Genomic DNA, 16,869 nt, shown 5'->3' on the forward strand with positions numbered 1-16,869 from the left:
GCCAGTGTAGAGTCCGCATGCACTGGCAACAAATCCAAATTGGGAGTTTCATTCCCTTTTTTTGTCGATATTTAGGTGGTTGTAAAGGTGTTCGAAAAACAAGACTTGGTAGAACTGGCTCGACTCAAAATGCCATTTGGAAAATACTCGGGCCGGGTTTTAATAGATTTGCCTGAGGAGTACCTGCTTTGGTTCGCAAAAAAGGGGTTTCCAGAGGGGCGTCTAGGACAGTTGATGGCATTAGCCCTGGAGATAAAAGTAGAGGGATTGCAGGGGCTTATTGATCCACTGCGCTGACCTTTTAGCAGGTTTTCCCAGTATTGCAATCACCTTGGTCGGTTTGCTCTGCGGGACTTTGACATTAATATAGTAATGCCTAGGTGTGCTTTGCGGAGCGAAGCCCAAGAAAAAGCGGGCCGTAATGGAGACTGGACTGACCCGGAAATAGGCCCACAGCGGGTAACCACTGGTCTGAATGATTTCAGCGAGGTAGTAGCGGGAGTAGAGCCAGTCAGCTTAAAAGAGGGAGCGGTCGAAACGAATTCGGCCGCCACTCTTTTAAATTATTCTAAACTCAGTTCTCACCGACTAATATCCGCCGGCAATATTTTGTGAGAGAGTTGCCCGACTCGAAAGTCGGACGTAGCTATCTACTGACTAACTGATCAGAGTGGGATTCGGATAACAACACCACCCATAGTGTGGCCCAGCTCAAAGTCAGTGCGCGGGCTGTCTACGTGATCGTTGTGACAGCTCACGCAAGCAGGTGAAACACCTACATCCGCATATACTGCAGTGAAGTACTCGGTATCACCTAGTTTTTCGCGGCCGTAAAAATTTTTCCCTGGGTTGTCGATTACGTACTGCAAGCCCTCTTTTTCCATCTCAGTGCGCGGTTTGTTTTGCTTGTTGATTGGCCACAGGGAGAGCAGGGCATAGTTAAAGCCAGACTCATTTTCGGCAACACGCTCAGCTCCCATACGCATCATCTGCGCGGGGAGTGGTAGCAGTTTCTTATCTTGCCAGTGCTCATCAGCATCGAGGATTTTCTCCTCGTTCTGCAGGCGGTTTACAACCTTGTTGGTGTAGTTGGCCCTGTCTGCCTCGATAACGGCAAAGATGGCATCCGCCATTCGCTCCGGAGCAACTCCCTGGTTTTTCTCACAGCCGGTGAGCAGTGCCAGTCCAGCGATAATACAAGCGGCAATACGCATATTTTCCCCTCCTATTGGGATTGATTTTGCTTGTTTTTGCTATTGGTAATCCTTGCAATACGCTCGCGGATCAGCTCGAATGTTTCATGCTTCTCTGCGGGTTTATGCTTGAAATTATTGTTAATCAGAGTTTTGTCAGCCAGGGCAGCAAGGGAGAATTCGGCTCCATGACAGCTCAGGCAAACGGGCATCATTTTTTCATTGGGGCGAAGGTTATGATTTTGATTATGGTTAACTACAACCTGTTCGCCATGGGTTTCCCGTGGTAAATGGCAGCTGGCACAGCTTACGCCACCTTCTGGGTTTGAATTCCAGGTATCGAAGTGAGGGGACTCTTTGTAAGAGAGACTGTGCTCATCACTGTGGCAACCCAGGCAAGCCTCTACAGCGGCAAATTGCAGATTTACTTCATGGGGCCCGTGACAACTGACACAGCTCAATTCATCCGTTGCGCTGGCATTCATGGGAAGGCGGGCCTGTTGCGGGGAGATGGCGCCGACCTGCTGGATAAAGCCCTCTTCCAGCTTGTTGGACATGCGCATTCCATGTTTTCCTTGAGTGAAGGATTCTTTTTGATCGCTGTGGCAACTAGCACATTGCTCGACAATCTCAACACTACTGAATTGCATTTGCCCATCGACGTGACAGCTGCTGCAGTTCACCTCTGTTTGTGCGTGAATACTCTGTGCCCAGACCGTTGCGATTTCTGCAGTCTGGCTAGAGCTGCTAATGTCTGCTTCGCTAACTTTTAAAGGGGCTTTATCTGAATGCTCATTTAGCCAGGACTGAACGGCTGTACGAGCGGGTAGCTTGGCAGTTTCCAATAGATCAGGTTGATTAACATGGGCGATAAGGAAGTCTTCATACAGGGAGCCATTATCGTGATAGTTGTGGCAGCCCGCACTCGCGCAGGTTTCAAATCCCAGGTCTTTGTGACTACTGCGCTCCTCGGCAATATCGTTGTGGCAGTGAAAGCAAAAGTCGCCCGCCAGGGTTACGCCCATCTCTCCTGTGATCTGTGGTTTGTGTTCAGTGTGACAACTTACACATAGCCGTGCGTCAAGAGTTTCCAGAAGTACAGCATTGCGCGGATCTAAAAATTTCTGCCGGGGGTGTGAGTCGTCTACAAGCTCCAGTTCTTCCGCATGGCAATTCAGGCAAGCTTGCTGAACAGCATCCTCACCGGCAAAGCCATCGGTATGGCAGGAAGTACAAGCCAGCTCAATTTGATGGTGACCGTGCGTGGCATCTCCACTGATAAATAGAGATTTATCGTCAACGTTAAGGTTGTATGCCACCGCAGAGCCGATAGCCAGCGTTAGCAATACACCGTAATGCCAGAATTTAAATTGATATGATTTCATCTAGAAGTAATAAACCGCAAAAATATGGTAGGCGAGAAGGACCGGTAAGGCCCAGAGCAGGGCATAGTGAACTCGGGACCACCATTTTCGGTGTTCGCGAAGTTTCAGGTCAGTCCAATGGTGGTTGCGCGCCATAAAAACGCCGACGAGAGAACCAGTTGCGGTTGCAGTTAGAAATACCAGCATCAATGCTAAATTCAGGTTTTCACCAAGGCGGAAGCCTGAATGTACAGCGAGTGCAAGTAGAGCGATTAAACCTGTAACGCTGTGTGCATAGCGCCAGTGATCGACATGCCCAATGCTAAGTTTATTCCAACGTTTCCTGATACTGAGAGCGGCAGTAAATAGGCACATAGCGAGAATGGTATAGCCCGTAACCTGCTTCCAAAAATTGTCGTACCAGAGCTTTTCCCAAAAAAGTGCAGTCTGTACTGAGGGGGAAACTGGAGCTGGCGGCATCAGGAAAGCCAGGGCTATCAGGATTAATGATAGAACAGAAGTTATCAATATCCCCTTGGAGTGTCGCATTACCAAGTTGGGAGCTGGCACATCCAGAAGCTCAGCCATTAGCGGGCGGCAACTACCGCAAACAGACCCGGCTGTTGTCGCTTGTTGCAATTCGTTTAAATTGCGCTTCCCAGCGGAAATAGCCTTGCATAATTCCCCTTTGGTGACAGAGTTGCACTGGCAGACCAGATAACTATCGGGAAAATCTTTAATGCTATTGCCGCTTTTTTTGGCAAAAACTCGCCCTTCGCTTTCAAAGTCTTTCAGTGTGCGGAGAGAGATTTTTTGCTCCTGTGCTACGGTCTGGCGCAATTCATTGGCTTCATCCCAGCTGCCAATATAAATGGCCCCAACGATGTATTCGCCTTTGATAAATAAGCGTCTATAGATCCCCTTAAAACGATTGCGATAGACATGGCTCTCAACGCCCTCTTCCTGATTGAGGTTTTCCGGGGTTACCTCTCCCATTATTCCGCAGGGAATATGGGCAATTTTCAGCTGAATATCGGTATAAGTGCCGGAGTAGGGCTGCGAGAGAGATTTACCGCTATGGTTGCGACGAATATGTGAGCAGCAGCTTTCAGCTTGTTCGTAGCCCGGTCGGACCAATTGGTAGACTTTCTTGTCAAACTCAGCGCACTCGCCTACGGCGTAAATATCCGGGTCGGAAGTTTGCATCCATTCATTGACTACGATTCCGCATTTAGTTGAAAGTCCGCTCTGTTCGGCCAGGCTAATTTCCGGCTTAATTCCTGTGCACAACACGATAGCGTCGACGGGAATTTTTTCGCCACTTTCAAAAGTGAGTAGGCGCTTGCTATCGCTCTCTTCAATGGATGTTAGGGAGTCCGAAATTTTTAACTCTACACCCAGTGCAGTGAGTGCGGACTTTAGGAACTCTTCTCCTTCTTCACCCAGGAGCCCGCTGAGTAAGTGTCCTCTGGATTGTAAAGTGATGTTGTTTTTAGGTGTTTTTAACGCGGTTGCAGCTTCAAGGCCCAGAGCACCAGCACCGATAACACAGATGTCTGCATTCTGCTCCCTTAACTCAAGTAAATCATTGGTGTTACGCAGACTTCGAAAAGGGTAAACACCAGGCAGATCCGCACCCGGAATCTTCGGAATAATAGGATTTGATCCAGTCGCTATTATTAGCTTGGAATAAGGTTGTATATTCCCTGCAGCATCGGTGACTGTTTTTTGGGAGCGATCAATAGAGACTATTTTACGGTCAATATATTCTGCCAGGCGGTGGTCACTTTGACTGAGAATAGGGTTATCAAGCTCCTCCAACTCTACATGGCTTGATAGATATTGAGAAAGTTTAACCCGGTTGTAGGGAGACTCTGTTTCTGCTCCATAGATAACAATTTGAGCTTCATCACAGAATTCTAATAACTTTTGTGCGCAACGCACACCCACCGGACCAGTACCGATAATTACATAAATTGGGTAACTGTTATCATTAGTGTGGATGCCGCTTGGTAATTGCTCGACAAGTGTGTCGTCTAGCTCAGTCATACCTCCCCCCGACTGCTTTGATTTTCTATTAGTCTTTGTATTTTTAATTTGTCTGCCAGATGGCCTGCTAATTTTCTTAGACTAATATCCCACTCTTTGGTGTTTTTTTGAATTCTAATCCCTATATGTTTAAACAAAATTAAATAAACGTCTAGTACCGATTAGAACATGACGATAGAGAATTGGGTGTAAAGTAAGGTCAGGTCGGAAAATAAGGCTGGATTTAACTGATGCGCACAGTTTTTTTGGGGGGCTAAATGTATCTTGCCCAAATTCAGTGCTTAAATTTAATTTGGCTGTGAAAAATTGGTGGGGTGAGGGAAGTGCTTTCCAGTTACTTTGTGACCGCTGAGCGGCCAAAAAATATGCGGCCCCGTCCTTGTGGGCTGCGGACTGTAAAATAGTATGCCTATTGTAAAGATTTGTTTCTTATCGGCATTCCTAGGTTAAATATCTCACTACTCCTGATAAAAAAACTAAACGTTGCTTTTAGGAGGGTTGGTAAAGGACGTAGAGTTCTTTTTCTTCTAGGGCAGTACGACGAGTTAGTGCTTCACCGATTTTCTGATAATCCATTTTGAAATCGCGAACCATTTCAGGAGTGAAGGCTTCGTGGTTATAGCGTTTGCAAAATTGCACAACCGCATTTGCAATTTCATTCATATCGGTGCGGAAATCTTTAACTACTTGCAGTGTGTGGGCATCGCCAGCCAGTGCTTGCTCCAGGTATACGTAAAAACGTACATTTTCTTTGATTAGATGGGCCTGGAAGCCAGATTTAAATTGGGTCAGTAGCTGCGACAACTGGCGGTAGTTCTGCTTCTCATAACCCTCTGACCACATGCGCTGAAAAATACTGATCAAGGTGCGGTGATCGTCTTCAAGGGCTTTGATTAGAGTGGGATCGTAAGAGATTGTGCGGGCACCTTTAGCTCCTGCATAAGAGCTGCGAGTATATTTTTCCTCAAGGTCCGCCGCGTCTTCTGTTTTGTTACTTCGGAACATTCCAGAAATAAAACTAAGCATGAATTTAGTCTCAGTAAATTTAAAGGTTTGTTATTAGGTCTGATCGCGCCGCGAAGTTGGGGGTAACTTAAAGAAAGCAAAGCTATTTGGGTCCCGGCGGGCGTGGCGGATTTTACATTGGATGACAGTTGGTTTAACTGTTATGGAAGGGGCGAGTAAAGCAAAATTTTCAAAGTGGGACTTGTGTCACATTTTAGATCTTTGCTTTTTAATTTTTATCGAAATGCAGTTGATTATCGCCAGTGGAATCAAAATAAATTTAAATATCTAATTAATAAAAAACCCGGCATAGCCGGGTTTTTTTAATTGCTTTGAGCTTAGCGTTGCTCGAGCGGTACAAAATCGCGCTGAGGGTAGCCGGTATACAGCTGGCGAGGACGACCAATTTTGTACGGATTGGAAATCATTTCATTCCAGTGTGCAATCCAGCCTGAAGTACGGCCGGTGGCGAAAATTACGGTGAACATATCGGTGGGGATACCGATAGCCTTCATAATAATGCCGGAGTAGAAATCTACGTTCGGGTAGAGTTTCTTCTCTACGAAGTAATCGTCCTCAAGGGCGATTTTCTCCAGCTTCTTGGCGATCTTCAGCAGAGGATCATTTTCTGCACCCATGGCACCCAGAACTTCATCACAGATGCCCTGCATTACGCGGGAGCGAGGATCGAAGTTCTTGTAGACGCGGTGACCAAAGCCCATCAGGCGGAAGGGGTCATTCTTATCTTTGGCGCGCTTCACGAATTCGTCGATACGGCTTTCGTCGCCAATTTCCTGCAGCATGTTCAATACCGCTTCGTTGGCACCGCCGTGAGCGGGTCCCCACAAAGTGGCAATGCCGGAAGAAATACAGGCGAACGGATTGGCACCAGAAGAGCCAGCCAGGCGAACAGTGGAGGTGGAGGCGTTCTGCTCGTGGTCTGCGTGCAGCAGGAATATGATGTCCATTGCCTTGGCGACAACCGGGTCTATCTTGCTGGGCTCGCAGGGGTTGCCAAACATCATGTGCAGGAAATTCTCGGAATAGCTGCGGCTATTGTCCGGGTACATGAAGGGCATGCCCTGGGAGTGCTTGTAGCACATCGCTGCCAGGGTTGGCATCTTGGCAATCAGGCGGTGGGCGGAAATCTCGCGGTGCTCCGGATTGGTGATATCCAGGGAGTCGTGATAGAAGGAAGCGAGGGCACCGACTACGCCACACATCATCGCCATTGGGTGGGCATCGTAACGGAAGCCTTTAAAGAAGCTCACCAGGGATTCGTGAACCATGGTGTGAGACATAATGGTGTCTACATACTTCTTCTTTTCTTCTGCGTTGGGCAGTTCGCCATTCATCAGCAGGTAGCAGGTTTCCAGGTAATCGGATTTTTCTGCCAGTTGCTCGATGGGGTAGCCGCGGTGCAGCAGTTGGCCCTTGCCGCCATCAATAAAGGTGATCTTGGAATCACATGAGGCGGTAGATACGAAGCCCGGGTCGTAAGTAAATAAGCCTTTACTGGTCAGACCGCCGACATCAATAACATCGGGGCCGAGGGTGCCGGAGCGAACTGGCATCTCAAGGGCGCCGTCGATACCATCGACTGTGAGGTGCGCTTTTTTATCGGACATTGCGGACTCCTAAAAATGTTCTTATGCCGGCCTTTTCCCGCTGTTTTCGGGAGCTAGCGGCCTTTTGAGCGGGGCCAAACTTAAGTGCCGCGCCGCAAATTGTCAAACCAAAAGGAATGGACGACCAGTCTATTGGCGACAGGATATCCGGTTCCGCTCCATACTCGTAGAGTATTTGTCTAGATAATGCACAGGAAAGTCTGAGGAAATCCCGCGATTCCCGATTTACTGCGCGATACTGGTGGGAACCCGGCGTAATCGCAGGCGTTCGTTGTGTTTTGACTAGTGAATGCCTATAATCCGCGCGGCTTGCGCCATGGTACGGCTACTTTGTATAAGGCTTCATCAGGTCGAGTGCAAAGTAATCAGCAAGCAGCTCGTCCCTCCATTGAAAAGCTAACGGGCGCCCGGTCGTTCAGGGCAACAAGGTGTTTTTCCTGTGAACAAAAACAGACCTGTCAATTTAGACATTTCCACTATAAAGCTTCCCGCTACCGCTGTGGTTTCCATTTTGCATCGTATTTCCGGTGTAGTGCTCTTCGTTGTTGTTGCACTACTACTGTGGATGCTCGATGTCAGTTTGGAATCCGAGCAGGGATTCGCCGAAATTGCAGCGGTATTTAACAGTATCCCTGCCAAGCTCATTCTCTGGGCATCGCTGGCGGCACTTATTTACCACATTCTGGCAGGTGTTCGTCATCTGTTTATGGATATGGGAGTAGGTGAAAGTCTCGAAGGCGGCCGTCGCAGCGCTGTGTCAGTGCTGGTGCTGGCTGTAATCCTTATTCTTCTGGCGGGAGTATGGTTGTGGTAAAAACAGTAACAAGCTTTGGCCGTAGCGGTACTTTCGATTGGCTCTACCAGAGAGTCACTGCGGTAATATTGCTCGCCTATACCCTCTTTATAGTGGGTTTTATCTTTTTTAGTAAAGACTTCGGCTACCAGGCCTGGTCCGAACTGTTCGCCCAGCGCTGGATGCGTGTTTTCAGCCTGGTTGCCTTGCTGTCCACCATTATTCACGCCTGGATTGGCCTCTGGTCCGTGGTAACTGACTACATCACCAACCGGATGATGGGCGGTAAAGCCACTGTTCTGCGCTTGTTCGTAGAAGTGATTCTGGCTGCCGTTGCCGTGTTGTACGCGGTGTGGGGCATTGAAATTCTTTGGGGTGTATAAGCAATGGCGAACATGCGTACTATTTCATTTGACGGGATTGTAATTGGTGGAGGCGGTGCCGGTATGCGCGCTGCCCTGCAGATGGCCCAGTCCGGCTATAAAACTGCGGTTATTACCAAGGTATTCCCGACTCGTTCTCACACAGTATCTGCCCAGGGTGGCATTACCTGTGCAATTGCCAGTTCAGATCCAAACGACGATTGGCGCTGGCACATGTACGATACCGTTAAGGGTTCCGACTATATCGGTGACCAGGACGCTATTGAATATATGTGTTCCGTAGGTCCCGAAGCGGTATTTGAGTTGGAGCACATGGGCCTGCCTTTCTCCCGTACTGAGGAAGGTCGTATTTATCAGCGCCCCTTCGGCGGTCAGTCTAAAGATTTCGGCCGCGGTGGCCAGGCTGCACGTACTTGTGCCGCTGCTGACCGTACCGGCCATGCACTGCTACACACCCTCTATCAAAACAACGTTAAGCACAAAACCGAATTCCTGAACGAATGGTTTGCGATTGACCTGGTGAAGAACCAGGACGGTGCTGTTGTAGGTGTGATCGCCATGTGCATCGAAGATGGCGAAGTGGTTTATATCAAATCCAAAGCGACTGTATTCGCTACCGGCGGTGCCGGTCGTATCTTCGCTTCCACCACCAATGCACACATCAATACCGGAGACGGTGTCGGTATGGCCCTGCGTGCCGGTATGCCGGTCCAGGATATTGAGATGTGGCAGTTCCACCCCACTGGTATTTACGGTGCCGGTGTACTCGTGACCGAAGGTTGTCGCGGTGAGGGTGGCTACCTGATCAATAAAGATGGTGAGCGTTTTATGGAGCGCTATGCGCCCAACGCCAAAGACCTCGCTTCCCGCGACGTTGTGGCTCGCTCTATGGTTCTCGAGATTCTCGACGGCCGCGGCTGTGGCCCGGAAGGCGATCACGTATTCCTGAAGCTTGATCACCTGGGTGAAGAGCTGCTCAACAGCCGTCTGCCCGGTATCTGTGAGCTGTCCAAGACCTTCGCCCACGCCGACCCGGTTAAGGTGCCGATCCCGGTAGTACCTACCTGTCACTATATGATGGGTGGTATTCCCACCAACGTTCACGGTCAGGCTCTGACCCAGGACGCTGCGGGTAACGACCAGATTGTTGATGGCTTCTACGCCTGTGGCGAAGTTGCCTGTGTGTCCGTACACGGAGCCAACCGCTTAGGTGGTAACTCCCTGCTGGACCTGGTGGTATTCGGTCGCGCTTCCGGCCTGTTTATTGAGAAGTCCCTGCGCGAAGGTATCGAGCACCGCGAAGCTTCCGAGTCTGATCTCGAAGCCGCTATGGCTCGCCTGAATCACCTGGAAACCAATGAGAAGGGTGAGAAGGCTGCCGACCTGCGCAAAGAGCTGCAGGGCGTGATGCAGAACCACTTCGGCGTATTCCGTCGCGGCGACTTTATGGCCGAAGGTGTGAAGAAGCTTGCAGATCTGCGCGAGCGTATTGAAAATGTGCGCCTCGAAGACAAGAGCCGTGCGTTTAACACCGCCCGTGTTGAAGCGCTGGAGCTGCAAAACTTACTGGAAGTTGCCGAGGCCACTGCAGTTGCTGCAGAGACCCGCACTGAGAGCCGCGGTGCTCACGCCCGTGAGGACTTCCAGGAGCGCGATGATGAAAACTGGCTGTGCCACTCTATGTATTTCCCCACGGAAAAACGTGTTGGCAAGCGTGCAGTAAACTTCGCGCCTAACACTATGGAAGCCTTTGAACCGAAAGCTCGGACTTACTGATTCGGGAGCGGAATAGAGTATGTTGAAAGTAAGCATTTACCGTTACAACCCGGAAACCGACAAAGCGCCTTATATGCAGGACTATGAACTGGACACCAAGGGCAAGGACCTGATGGTGTTGGACGTTCTGGAACTGCTGAAAGCCGAAGATCAGACCTTGTCTTTCCGTCGTTCCTGCCGTGAGGGCGTTTGTGGCTCTGACGGTATGAACATTTCCGGTCGCAATGGTCTGGCGTGCACTACGCCACTGTCTGAAGCTGCCCCCAAGGGTAAACTGGTTCTGCGTCCGCTGCCTGGCCTGCCTGTTATCCGCGACCTGGTTGTGGATATGGAGCAGTTCTACGAGCAGTACAAGAAGATTGAACCGTACCTGCAAAACGATACTCCGGCTCCGGCCATCGAGCGTCTGCAGTCTCCGGAAGATCGCGAAAAGCTCGACGGTCTGTACGAGTGTATCCTGTGCGCCTGCTGTTCCACTTCCTGTCCGTCTTTCTGGTGGAATCCGGACAAGTTTATCGGCCCAGCTGGTTTGTTGCAGGCTTACCGCTTCCTGGCAGATAGCCGCGACCTGGCTACTGATGAGCGCCTGTCAAATCTGGATGACCCCTTCAGTGTATTCCGTTGTCACGGTATTCAAAACTGTGTCAATGTTTGCCCGAAAGGACTGAATCCGACGCGCGCGATCGGCCATATCCGCAATATGCTGCTGACCCGCGCCGTGTAGGGGATGCTGCGGCCGGTTATCGGCCCGCTGGGGTTCGCGCTCTGCGAACCCGGTGCCAGGTAGGGTGCCAAGCAAACGACAAAAAGCCGGTTCTAACCGGTAAAAAACTGAAAAGGGGAGGTGGCTTTGTGCGCCTCCCCTTTTGTGAGTGAAAGGAAAGCGCAGTGGCTCAAGAGAAGATAAGCACACTGCAATTGAGGTAGGCATCAACATGCACGAAAGTACCATGGAGCAGCTGTGGCGTAGCTCCCATATCTCCGGGGGCAATGCTGCCTACGTGGAGGAGCTTTACGAGACCTATCTGCACGACCCCAACGGTGTCCCCGAGGAGTGGCGCAATTATTTCGATAGCCTCCCCCGCGTTGAGGGCAGCAGCGATGTTTCTCACGCCGCTGTTCGCCAGCACTTTGAGCTGCTCAGCAAACACCGCGCGCGTCCGGTGGCCGCTCCCGGTGCGGCCGGATCTGCCAATATTGAGCACGAGCGCAAGCAGATTAAAGTTCTGCAACTGATCGATTCCTACCGCCATCGCGGCCATAAAAAAGCGACCCTCGACCCCCTGGGCTTGATGGCTCGCGAACAAGTGCCCGACCTGCAGCTGAGCTACCACGGCCTGACTGAGGGTGATTTCGATACCACCTTCAATACCGGTAGCCTGTTCCTCGGTAAAGAAGAGGCGACCCTGCGTGAAATCGTCGAGGGTTTGGAGAATACCTACTGTGGCAACCTGGGTGCGGAGATCATGCATCTCTCCAACCTGGAAGAGCAGCAGTGGTTCCAGCAGCGCCTTGAGCGCAGCCAGTCTAAAGCCAACTTCGGCACCGACATCCAGATTGAAATCCTGCAGCGCCTTTCTGCCGCTGAAGGCCTGGAGCGCCACCTGGACTCCAAGTACCCCGGCACCAAGCGCTTTGGTGTAGAGGGTGGTGAGAGCCTGATCCCGATGATGGACGCTCTGATCCGTCGCTCCGGCACCTACGGGGTGAAGGAAGTGGTGATCGGTATGGCCCACCGCGGTCGTCTGAATACCCTGGTCAATATCCTCGGTAAAAACCCTGCGGATCTGTTCCAGGAGTTTGAAGGCAAGAAGACCCTCGATACTTCCGGTGACGTGAAGTACCACCAGGGCTTCTCTTCCAACGTGATGACTCCCGGTGGGGAAGTGCACCTGGCCCTGGCCTTTAACCCGTCGCACCTGGAAATCAGTGCGCCCGTGGTAGTGGGTTCCGTACGCGCCCGCCAGGATCGCCGCAAAGATGCGACCGGTGAGAAAGTAATGCCGATCAACATCCATGGCGACGCGGCTTTTGCCGGCCAGGGTGTGGTGCAGGAAACCCTGCAGATGTCCCAGACCCGCGGTTACTACACCGGCGGTACTGTGCACATCGTACTGAACAACCAGGTGGGCTTTACCACCAGCAAGCGTGAAGATGCCCGCTCCACTGAGTACTCCACCGATCCCGCTAAGATGATCGATGCGCCGGTGCTGCACGTAAATGGCGACGACCCGGAAATGGTCGTACTGGCTGCGCTGCTGGCGGTGGATTACCGCTACGAATTTAAGAAAGATATCGTTATCGACCTGGTCTGCTACCGTCGTCGCGGCCACAACGAGACCGATGACCCCTCTGGTACCCAGCCGCTGATGTACCAGACCATCCGCAAGCACAAGACTACCCGCACGCTCTATTCCGAGAAGCTGGTGGGCGAGGGCATCCTGGACAAGGTTGCCGCAGACAAGCTGGCCAACGATTACCGCGATAAGCTGGATGCCGGTGAAGACGTTGCTACCGGTCTTGTGAAGAAGCCGGACTCCTCCATGTTTGTGGACTGGAGCCCCTATCTGGGCCACGACTGGCAGGTGCCTGCAGATACCGGCTATGCGCTGCCGAAGCTGCAGGATGTCGCCACTCGCATGACCAACGTGCCCGATGGCGTGGTAATGCAGCGCCAGGTCTCCAAAATTTATGAAGACCGCCGCAAAATGGCCGGTGGCGCCCTGCCTCTGAACTGGGGCATGGCGGAAACCCTGGCTTACGGCACTCTGCTGGAAGAGGGCTTTATGGTCCGCTTTACCGGTGAAGATGTGGGTCGCGGTACCTTCTCCCACCGCCACGCGGTGGTTCACAGCCAGAAAGACGGTCAGAGCTATGTGCCTTTGCAGCATATGTTTGAAGACCAGCCGCCTTTCTATATCTACGACTCGCTGCTGTCCGAAGAGGCGGTGTTGGCGTTTGAATACGGCTACGCCACCACGACACCAAAGTCCCTGGTGGTGTGGGAAGCCCAGTTTGGTGACTTCGCCAACGGTGCCCAGGTTGTAATCGACCAGTTCATCACTTCCGGTGAGCACAAGTGGGGCCGTATGTGCGGCCTGGTAATGCTGTTGCCGCACGGCTACGAAGGCCAGGGCCCAGAGCACTCCTCTGCGCGCCTTGAGCGCTTTATGCAGCTGTGTGCGGAGCACAATATCCAGGTGTGTAACGCCACTACCCCGGCACAGATCTTCCACCTGCTGCGTCGCCAGGCGGTGCGCCCAATGCGCCGTCCTCTGGTGATTATGAGTCCAAAGTGGATTCTGCGTCACAAGCTGGCCACCTCCAGCCTGGAAGAGCTGGCGGAAGGTCGCTTCCACAACGTGATCCAGGACCAGGGTGTAGATCCTGACAAAGTGAAGCGTGTGGTTCTGTGTTCCGGCAAGGTTTACTACCACCTGCTGGAAGCCCGTATGGAGCGCGAACAGGAAGATGTGGCGTTCGTGCGAATCGAGCAGCTGTACCCATTCCCGGACGAAGAGTTTGTGGAAGCGGTTTCCGCATTCAAGAAGATCAAGAGTGTTGCCTGGTGTCAGGAGGAGCCCATGAACCAGGGCGCCTGGTACTCCAGCCAGCACCACTTGCGTCGCCTGTTGTCGGAAACCCATCCGAAGCTGGATCTGGAATATGTGGGCCGCGCCCCATCCGCAGCACCTGCGGCGGGCTATATGTCCACGCACCTTGAAGAACAGAATAAGTTCATCAACGAGGCGCTGACCGTCAAATAACCGGCGGCAGTAATAAGTGAAGAGTCAATCTCAGGAAACAGAAAAAATGACGATCGAGATTAAAGCGCCAACTTTCCCTGAATCAGTTCAGGACGGAACTGTCGCCACCTGGCATAAACAACCTGGTGAAGCTGTGTCCCGCGATGAACTGATCGTGGATATCGAAACCGATAAAGTTGTGCTGGAAGTTGTTGCACCTGCCGATGGTGCCCTGACTGAAATCATCAAGGGTGAGGGCGATACCGTTCTCTCCAATGAGGTGATTGCCAAGTTTGAAGCGGGCGCTGGCGCAGCTGCTGCCCCGGCGGAAGAAAAAGCAGAAGCTCCGGCTGCCGAAGCCGCAGCTCCTGCGGCTGGCGACAAAATTGCCATGCCATCTGCCAAGAAAATGGCTGCTGAGAAGGGCGTAGACCTGGCCGGTGTTGAAGGCACTGGCAAGGGTGGTCGCGTTCTCAAGGAAGACGTAATGAAAGCGGGCACTGCGCCGGCTGCCGCTGCTGCACCTGCCGCCGCTGTTGCTGAAGTTGCGGTTGCTCCAGGTGAGCGCGTAGAGAAGCGTGTTCCCATGACCCGTATGCGCAAGCGTATCGCTGAGCGCCTGCTGGACGCTTCCCAGTCCACCGCCATGCTCACCACCTTTAACGAGGTGAACATGAAGCCGATTATGGACCTGCGCAAGAACTACAAAGACCTGTTCGAGAAGACCCACAACGGCACTCGTCTGGGCTTTATGGGCTTCTTCGTAAAAGCTGCAGTAGAAGCGCTGAAGCGCTACACCGCAGTGAATGCGTCTATCGACGGCAACGATATCGTTTACCACGGTTACCAGGATATCGGTGTAGCGGTTTCCTCTCCGAAAGGCCTGGTTGTGCCGATTCTGCGCAATGCGGAGAACATGGGCCTGGCGGATATGGAAAACAATATCCGCGATCTGGGTGTTCGCGCCCGGGATGGCAAACTGTCTATCGAAGAGATGACTGGCGGTACCTTCACCATCACTAACGGTGGTGTATTCGGTTCCCTGCTGTCCACTCCGATTCTGAACCCACCGCAAACTGCAATTCTGGGTATGCACAAAATCCAGGAGCGTCCGATGGCGGTAAATGGCAAGGTGGAAATCCTGCCGATGATGTACCTGGCGCTGTCCTATGACCACCGTCTGATCGACGGTAAGGAAGCGGTTGGCTTCCTGGTAGCGATCAAGGAAATGATCGAAGATCCAGCGCGTATCCTGCTCGAAGTTTAAACAATAAATCTTGGGGCCTGCGGGCCCCCTCGATCACACTGCATTAGAAATATCTGGAACTGATCATGTCCGAAAAATTTGACGTAATCGTAATTGGCTCCGGTCCTGGTGGTTATGTCGCTGCCATCCGTGCCGCTCAGTTGGGCTTGAAAACGGCTTGTATCGAAAAGTGGAAAAACAAGGAAGGTAAATACGTAAATGGCGGTACCTGCCTGAACGTTGGCTGTATTCCTTCCAAGGCACTGCTGGACAGCTCCTGGAAATACCACGAAGCCAAAGATGCTCTCGACGTGCACGGCATTGAAGTCGGCAAGGTCAAGATGGATGTGAGCAAGATGATCGAGCGCAAAGGCGAGATCGTTAAGAAACTGACCGGTGGTGTAGCAGGTCTGTTCACCGCCAATAAAGTGACCTCCATTTTCGGCACCGGCAAACTGCTGGCGAACAAGAAAGTGGAAGTAACCGACGACGAAGGCAACAGCACCGTCTACGAAGCTGAAAATGTCATTCTGGCTTCCGGTTCTGTACCGGTAAATATTCCGCCCGCTCCGGTAGACAACAAAATTATTGTCGATTCCACCGGTGCACTGGAATTCGCTGAAACTCCAAAGCGTTTGGGTGTTATCGGTGCCGGTGTTATCGGTCTGGAGCTGGGTTCTGTATGGAACCGCCTGGGCTCCGAAGTGGTTGTTCTGGAAGCGATGGACAAGTTCCTGGCGATTATGGACCAACAGGTTGCCAAGGAATCCCAGAAAATCTTCAAGAAGCAGGGCCTGGATATCCGCCTCGCTTGCCGCGTAACCGGCTCCGAAGTGAAAGGCGAAGAAGTGGTTGTTACTTACCAGGACAAAGATGGTAAAGAGCACCAGGAAACTTTCGACAAGCTGATCGTTTGCGTTGGTCGTCGTCCTTACACCGAGGGCCTTCTGTCTGAAGATGCCGGTGTGAAGATGGACGAGCGTGGATTCATCTATGTCAACGACCTGTGCATGACTTCTGCACCGGGCGTATGGGCGATTGGTGACGTGGTACGTGGCCCAATGCTGGCACACAAGGCCTCAGAAGAAGGTGTTGTGGTTGCCGAGCGCATCGCTGGCCAGAAGCCGATGATGAACTACGACGTGATCCCCAACGTTATTTACACTCACCCGGAAATCGCTGCGGTCGGCCGCACCGAAGAGCAGGTGAAGGCCGATGGTGAGCCCTACAACGTAGGCAGCTTCCCGTTTGCTATCAACGGCCGCGCTATGGCCGCCAACGATACCCAGGGCTTTGTGAAAATCATTGCTCACGCGGAAACTGACCGCGTACTGGGTGCCCATATTGTTGGCCCGTCTGCCGCAGACCTGGTTCAGCAAGTGGCGATCGCGATGGAATTCGGCTCCAGTGCTGAAGACATCGGTATGACGGTATTTGCGCACCCGACTCTTTCCGAAACTGTGAAAGAAGCGGCGCTGGGCGTGAACGGCCATGCGATTCATACCGTAAATCGCAAGAAGCGCAAGTAAGAATATTTTTCGATTTCGGGGCACTAATTATTGATTAATTAGCGCCCCGGTTTCATTTGTGGAATTTGAAATTTGCAACGACGGAAATTTTAAATTTCTCTTTCAGGTGCAGAGTGATCTGCAATTAGTAAACACATTTTATATGTGAATTGGTATT

General features: G+C 51.9%; 13 protein-coding genes. 8 read left to right on the forward strand and 5 right to left on the reverse strand.

Going from position 1 to position 16,869, the window contains the following annotated elements:
- Nucleotides 1-87 precede the first annotated feature (87 nt).
- Nucleotides 88-297: a DUF3820 family protein gene (locus tag ACJJIR_RS05005; protein WP_282933831.1), complete on the forward strand. Its 210-nt coding sequence runs from the start codon at nucleotides 88-90 to the stop codon at nucleotides 295-297.
- 368 nt (nucleotides 298-665) lie between these two features.
- Here the strand turns inward: ACJJIR_RS05005 and ACJJIR_RS05010 are convergent, their stop codons facing one another.
- From ACJJIR_RS05010 to gltA, 5 genes are all read right to left on the reverse strand, one after another.
- Nucleotides 666-1,214 carry a Tll0287-like domain-containing protein gene (locus tag ACJJIR_RS05010; RefSeq protein ID WP_282933830.1) on the reverse strand — a complete coding sequence of 183 codons (549 nt, stop codon included), beginning with the start codon at nucleotides 1,212-1,214 and terminating at the stop codon, nucleotides 666-668.
- A gap of 11 nt (nucleotides 1,215-1,225) precedes the next feature.
- Entirely contained in the window at nucleotides 1,226-2,578 is a 1,353-nt protein-coding gene (locus ACJJIR_RS05015; RefSeq protein WP_444907524.1) for a cytochrome c3 family protein, read from the reverse strand.
- Nucleotides 2,579-4,606 carry an FAD-dependent oxidoreductase gene (locus ACJJIR_RS05020; RefSeq protein WP_444907525.1) on the reverse strand — a complete coding sequence of 676 codons (2,028 nt, stop codon included), beginning with the start codon at nucleotides 4,604-4,606 and terminating at the stop codon, nucleotides 2,579-2,581.
- A 489-nt stretch (nucleotides 4,607-5,095) separates the two neighbouring features.
- Nucleotides 5,096-5,632, reverse strand: a complete 537-nt coding sequence (locus ACJJIR_RS05025) for a hemerythrin domain-containing protein (protein ID WP_413662988.1) — start codon at nucleotides 5,630-5,632, stop codon at nucleotides 5,096-5,098.
- A gap of 317 nt (nucleotides 5,633-5,949) precedes the next feature.
- Nucleotides 5,950-7,239, reverse strand: a complete 1,290-nt coding sequence (gene gltA, locus ACJJIR_RS05030) for a citrate synthase (protein WP_444907526.1) — start codon at nucleotides 7,237-7,239, stop codon at nucleotides 5,950-5,952.
- 439 nt (nucleotides 7,240-7,678) lie between these two features.
- On the opposite strand from gltA, the gene sdhC reads away from it, so the two are divergent.
- From sdhC to lpdA, 7 genes are all read left to right on the forward strand, one after another.
- Complete coding sequence (gene sdhC / locus ACJJIR_RS05035; protein ID WP_282933825.1) at nucleotides 7,679-8,053, forward strand: succinate dehydrogenase, cytochrome b556 subunit; 375 nt, start codon at nucleotides 7,679-7,681, stop codon at nucleotides 8,051-8,053.
- Nucleotides 8,047-8,415 carry a succinate dehydrogenase, hydrophobic membrane anchor protein gene (gene sdhD / locus ACJJIR_RS05040; RefSeq protein ID WP_282933824.1) on the forward strand — a complete coding sequence of 123 codons (369 nt, stop codon included), beginning with the start codon at nucleotides 8,047-8,049 and terminating at the stop codon, nucleotides 8,413-8,415. Before sdhC ends, sdhD begins: the two co-directional genes overlap by 7 nt.
- A 3-nt stretch (nucleotides 8,416-8,418) precedes the next feature.
- Nucleotides 8,419-10,191: a succinate dehydrogenase flavoprotein subunit gene (sdhA, locus tag ACJJIR_RS05045; RefSeq protein WP_282933823.1), complete on the forward strand. Its 1,773-nt coding sequence runs from the start codon at nucleotides 8,419-8,421 to the stop codon at nucleotides 10,189-10,191.
- Between the two features lie 19 nt (nucleotides 10,192-10,210).
- Entirely contained in the window at nucleotides 10,211-10,915 is a 705-nt protein-coding gene (locus ACJJIR_RS05050; RefSeq protein ID WP_282933822.1) for a succinate dehydrogenase iron-sulfur subunit, read from the forward strand.
- Between the two features lie 211 nt (nucleotides 10,916-11,126).
- Nucleotides 11,127-13,958 carry a 2-oxoglutarate dehydrogenase E1 component gene (locus ACJJIR_RS05055; protein ID WP_282933821.1) on the forward strand — a complete coding sequence of 944 codons (2,832 nt, stop codon included), beginning with the start codon at nucleotides 11,127-11,129 and terminating at the stop codon, nucleotides 13,956-13,958.
- Nucleotides 13,959-14,004: 46 nt separating this feature from the next.
- Nucleotides 14,005-15,204, forward strand: coding sequence for a 2-oxoglutarate dehydrogenase complex dihydrolipoyllysine-residue succinyltransferase (gene odhB, locus ACJJIR_RS05060; RefSeq protein WP_282933820.1), 1,200 nt, complete (start codon nucleotides 14,005-14,007; stop codon nucleotides 15,202-15,204).
- Between the two features lie 65 nt (nucleotides 15,205-15,269).
- Nucleotides 15,270-16,712, forward strand: a complete 1,443-nt coding sequence (lpdA, locus tag ACJJIR_RS05065; protein WP_282933819.1) for a dihydrolipoyl dehydrogenase — start codon at nucleotides 15,270-15,272, stop codon at nucleotides 16,710-16,712.
- Nucleotides 16,713-16,869: the final 157 nt, after the last annotated feature.

Source organism: Microbulbifer maximicatervae (SeqCode) (assembly GCF_052467385.1).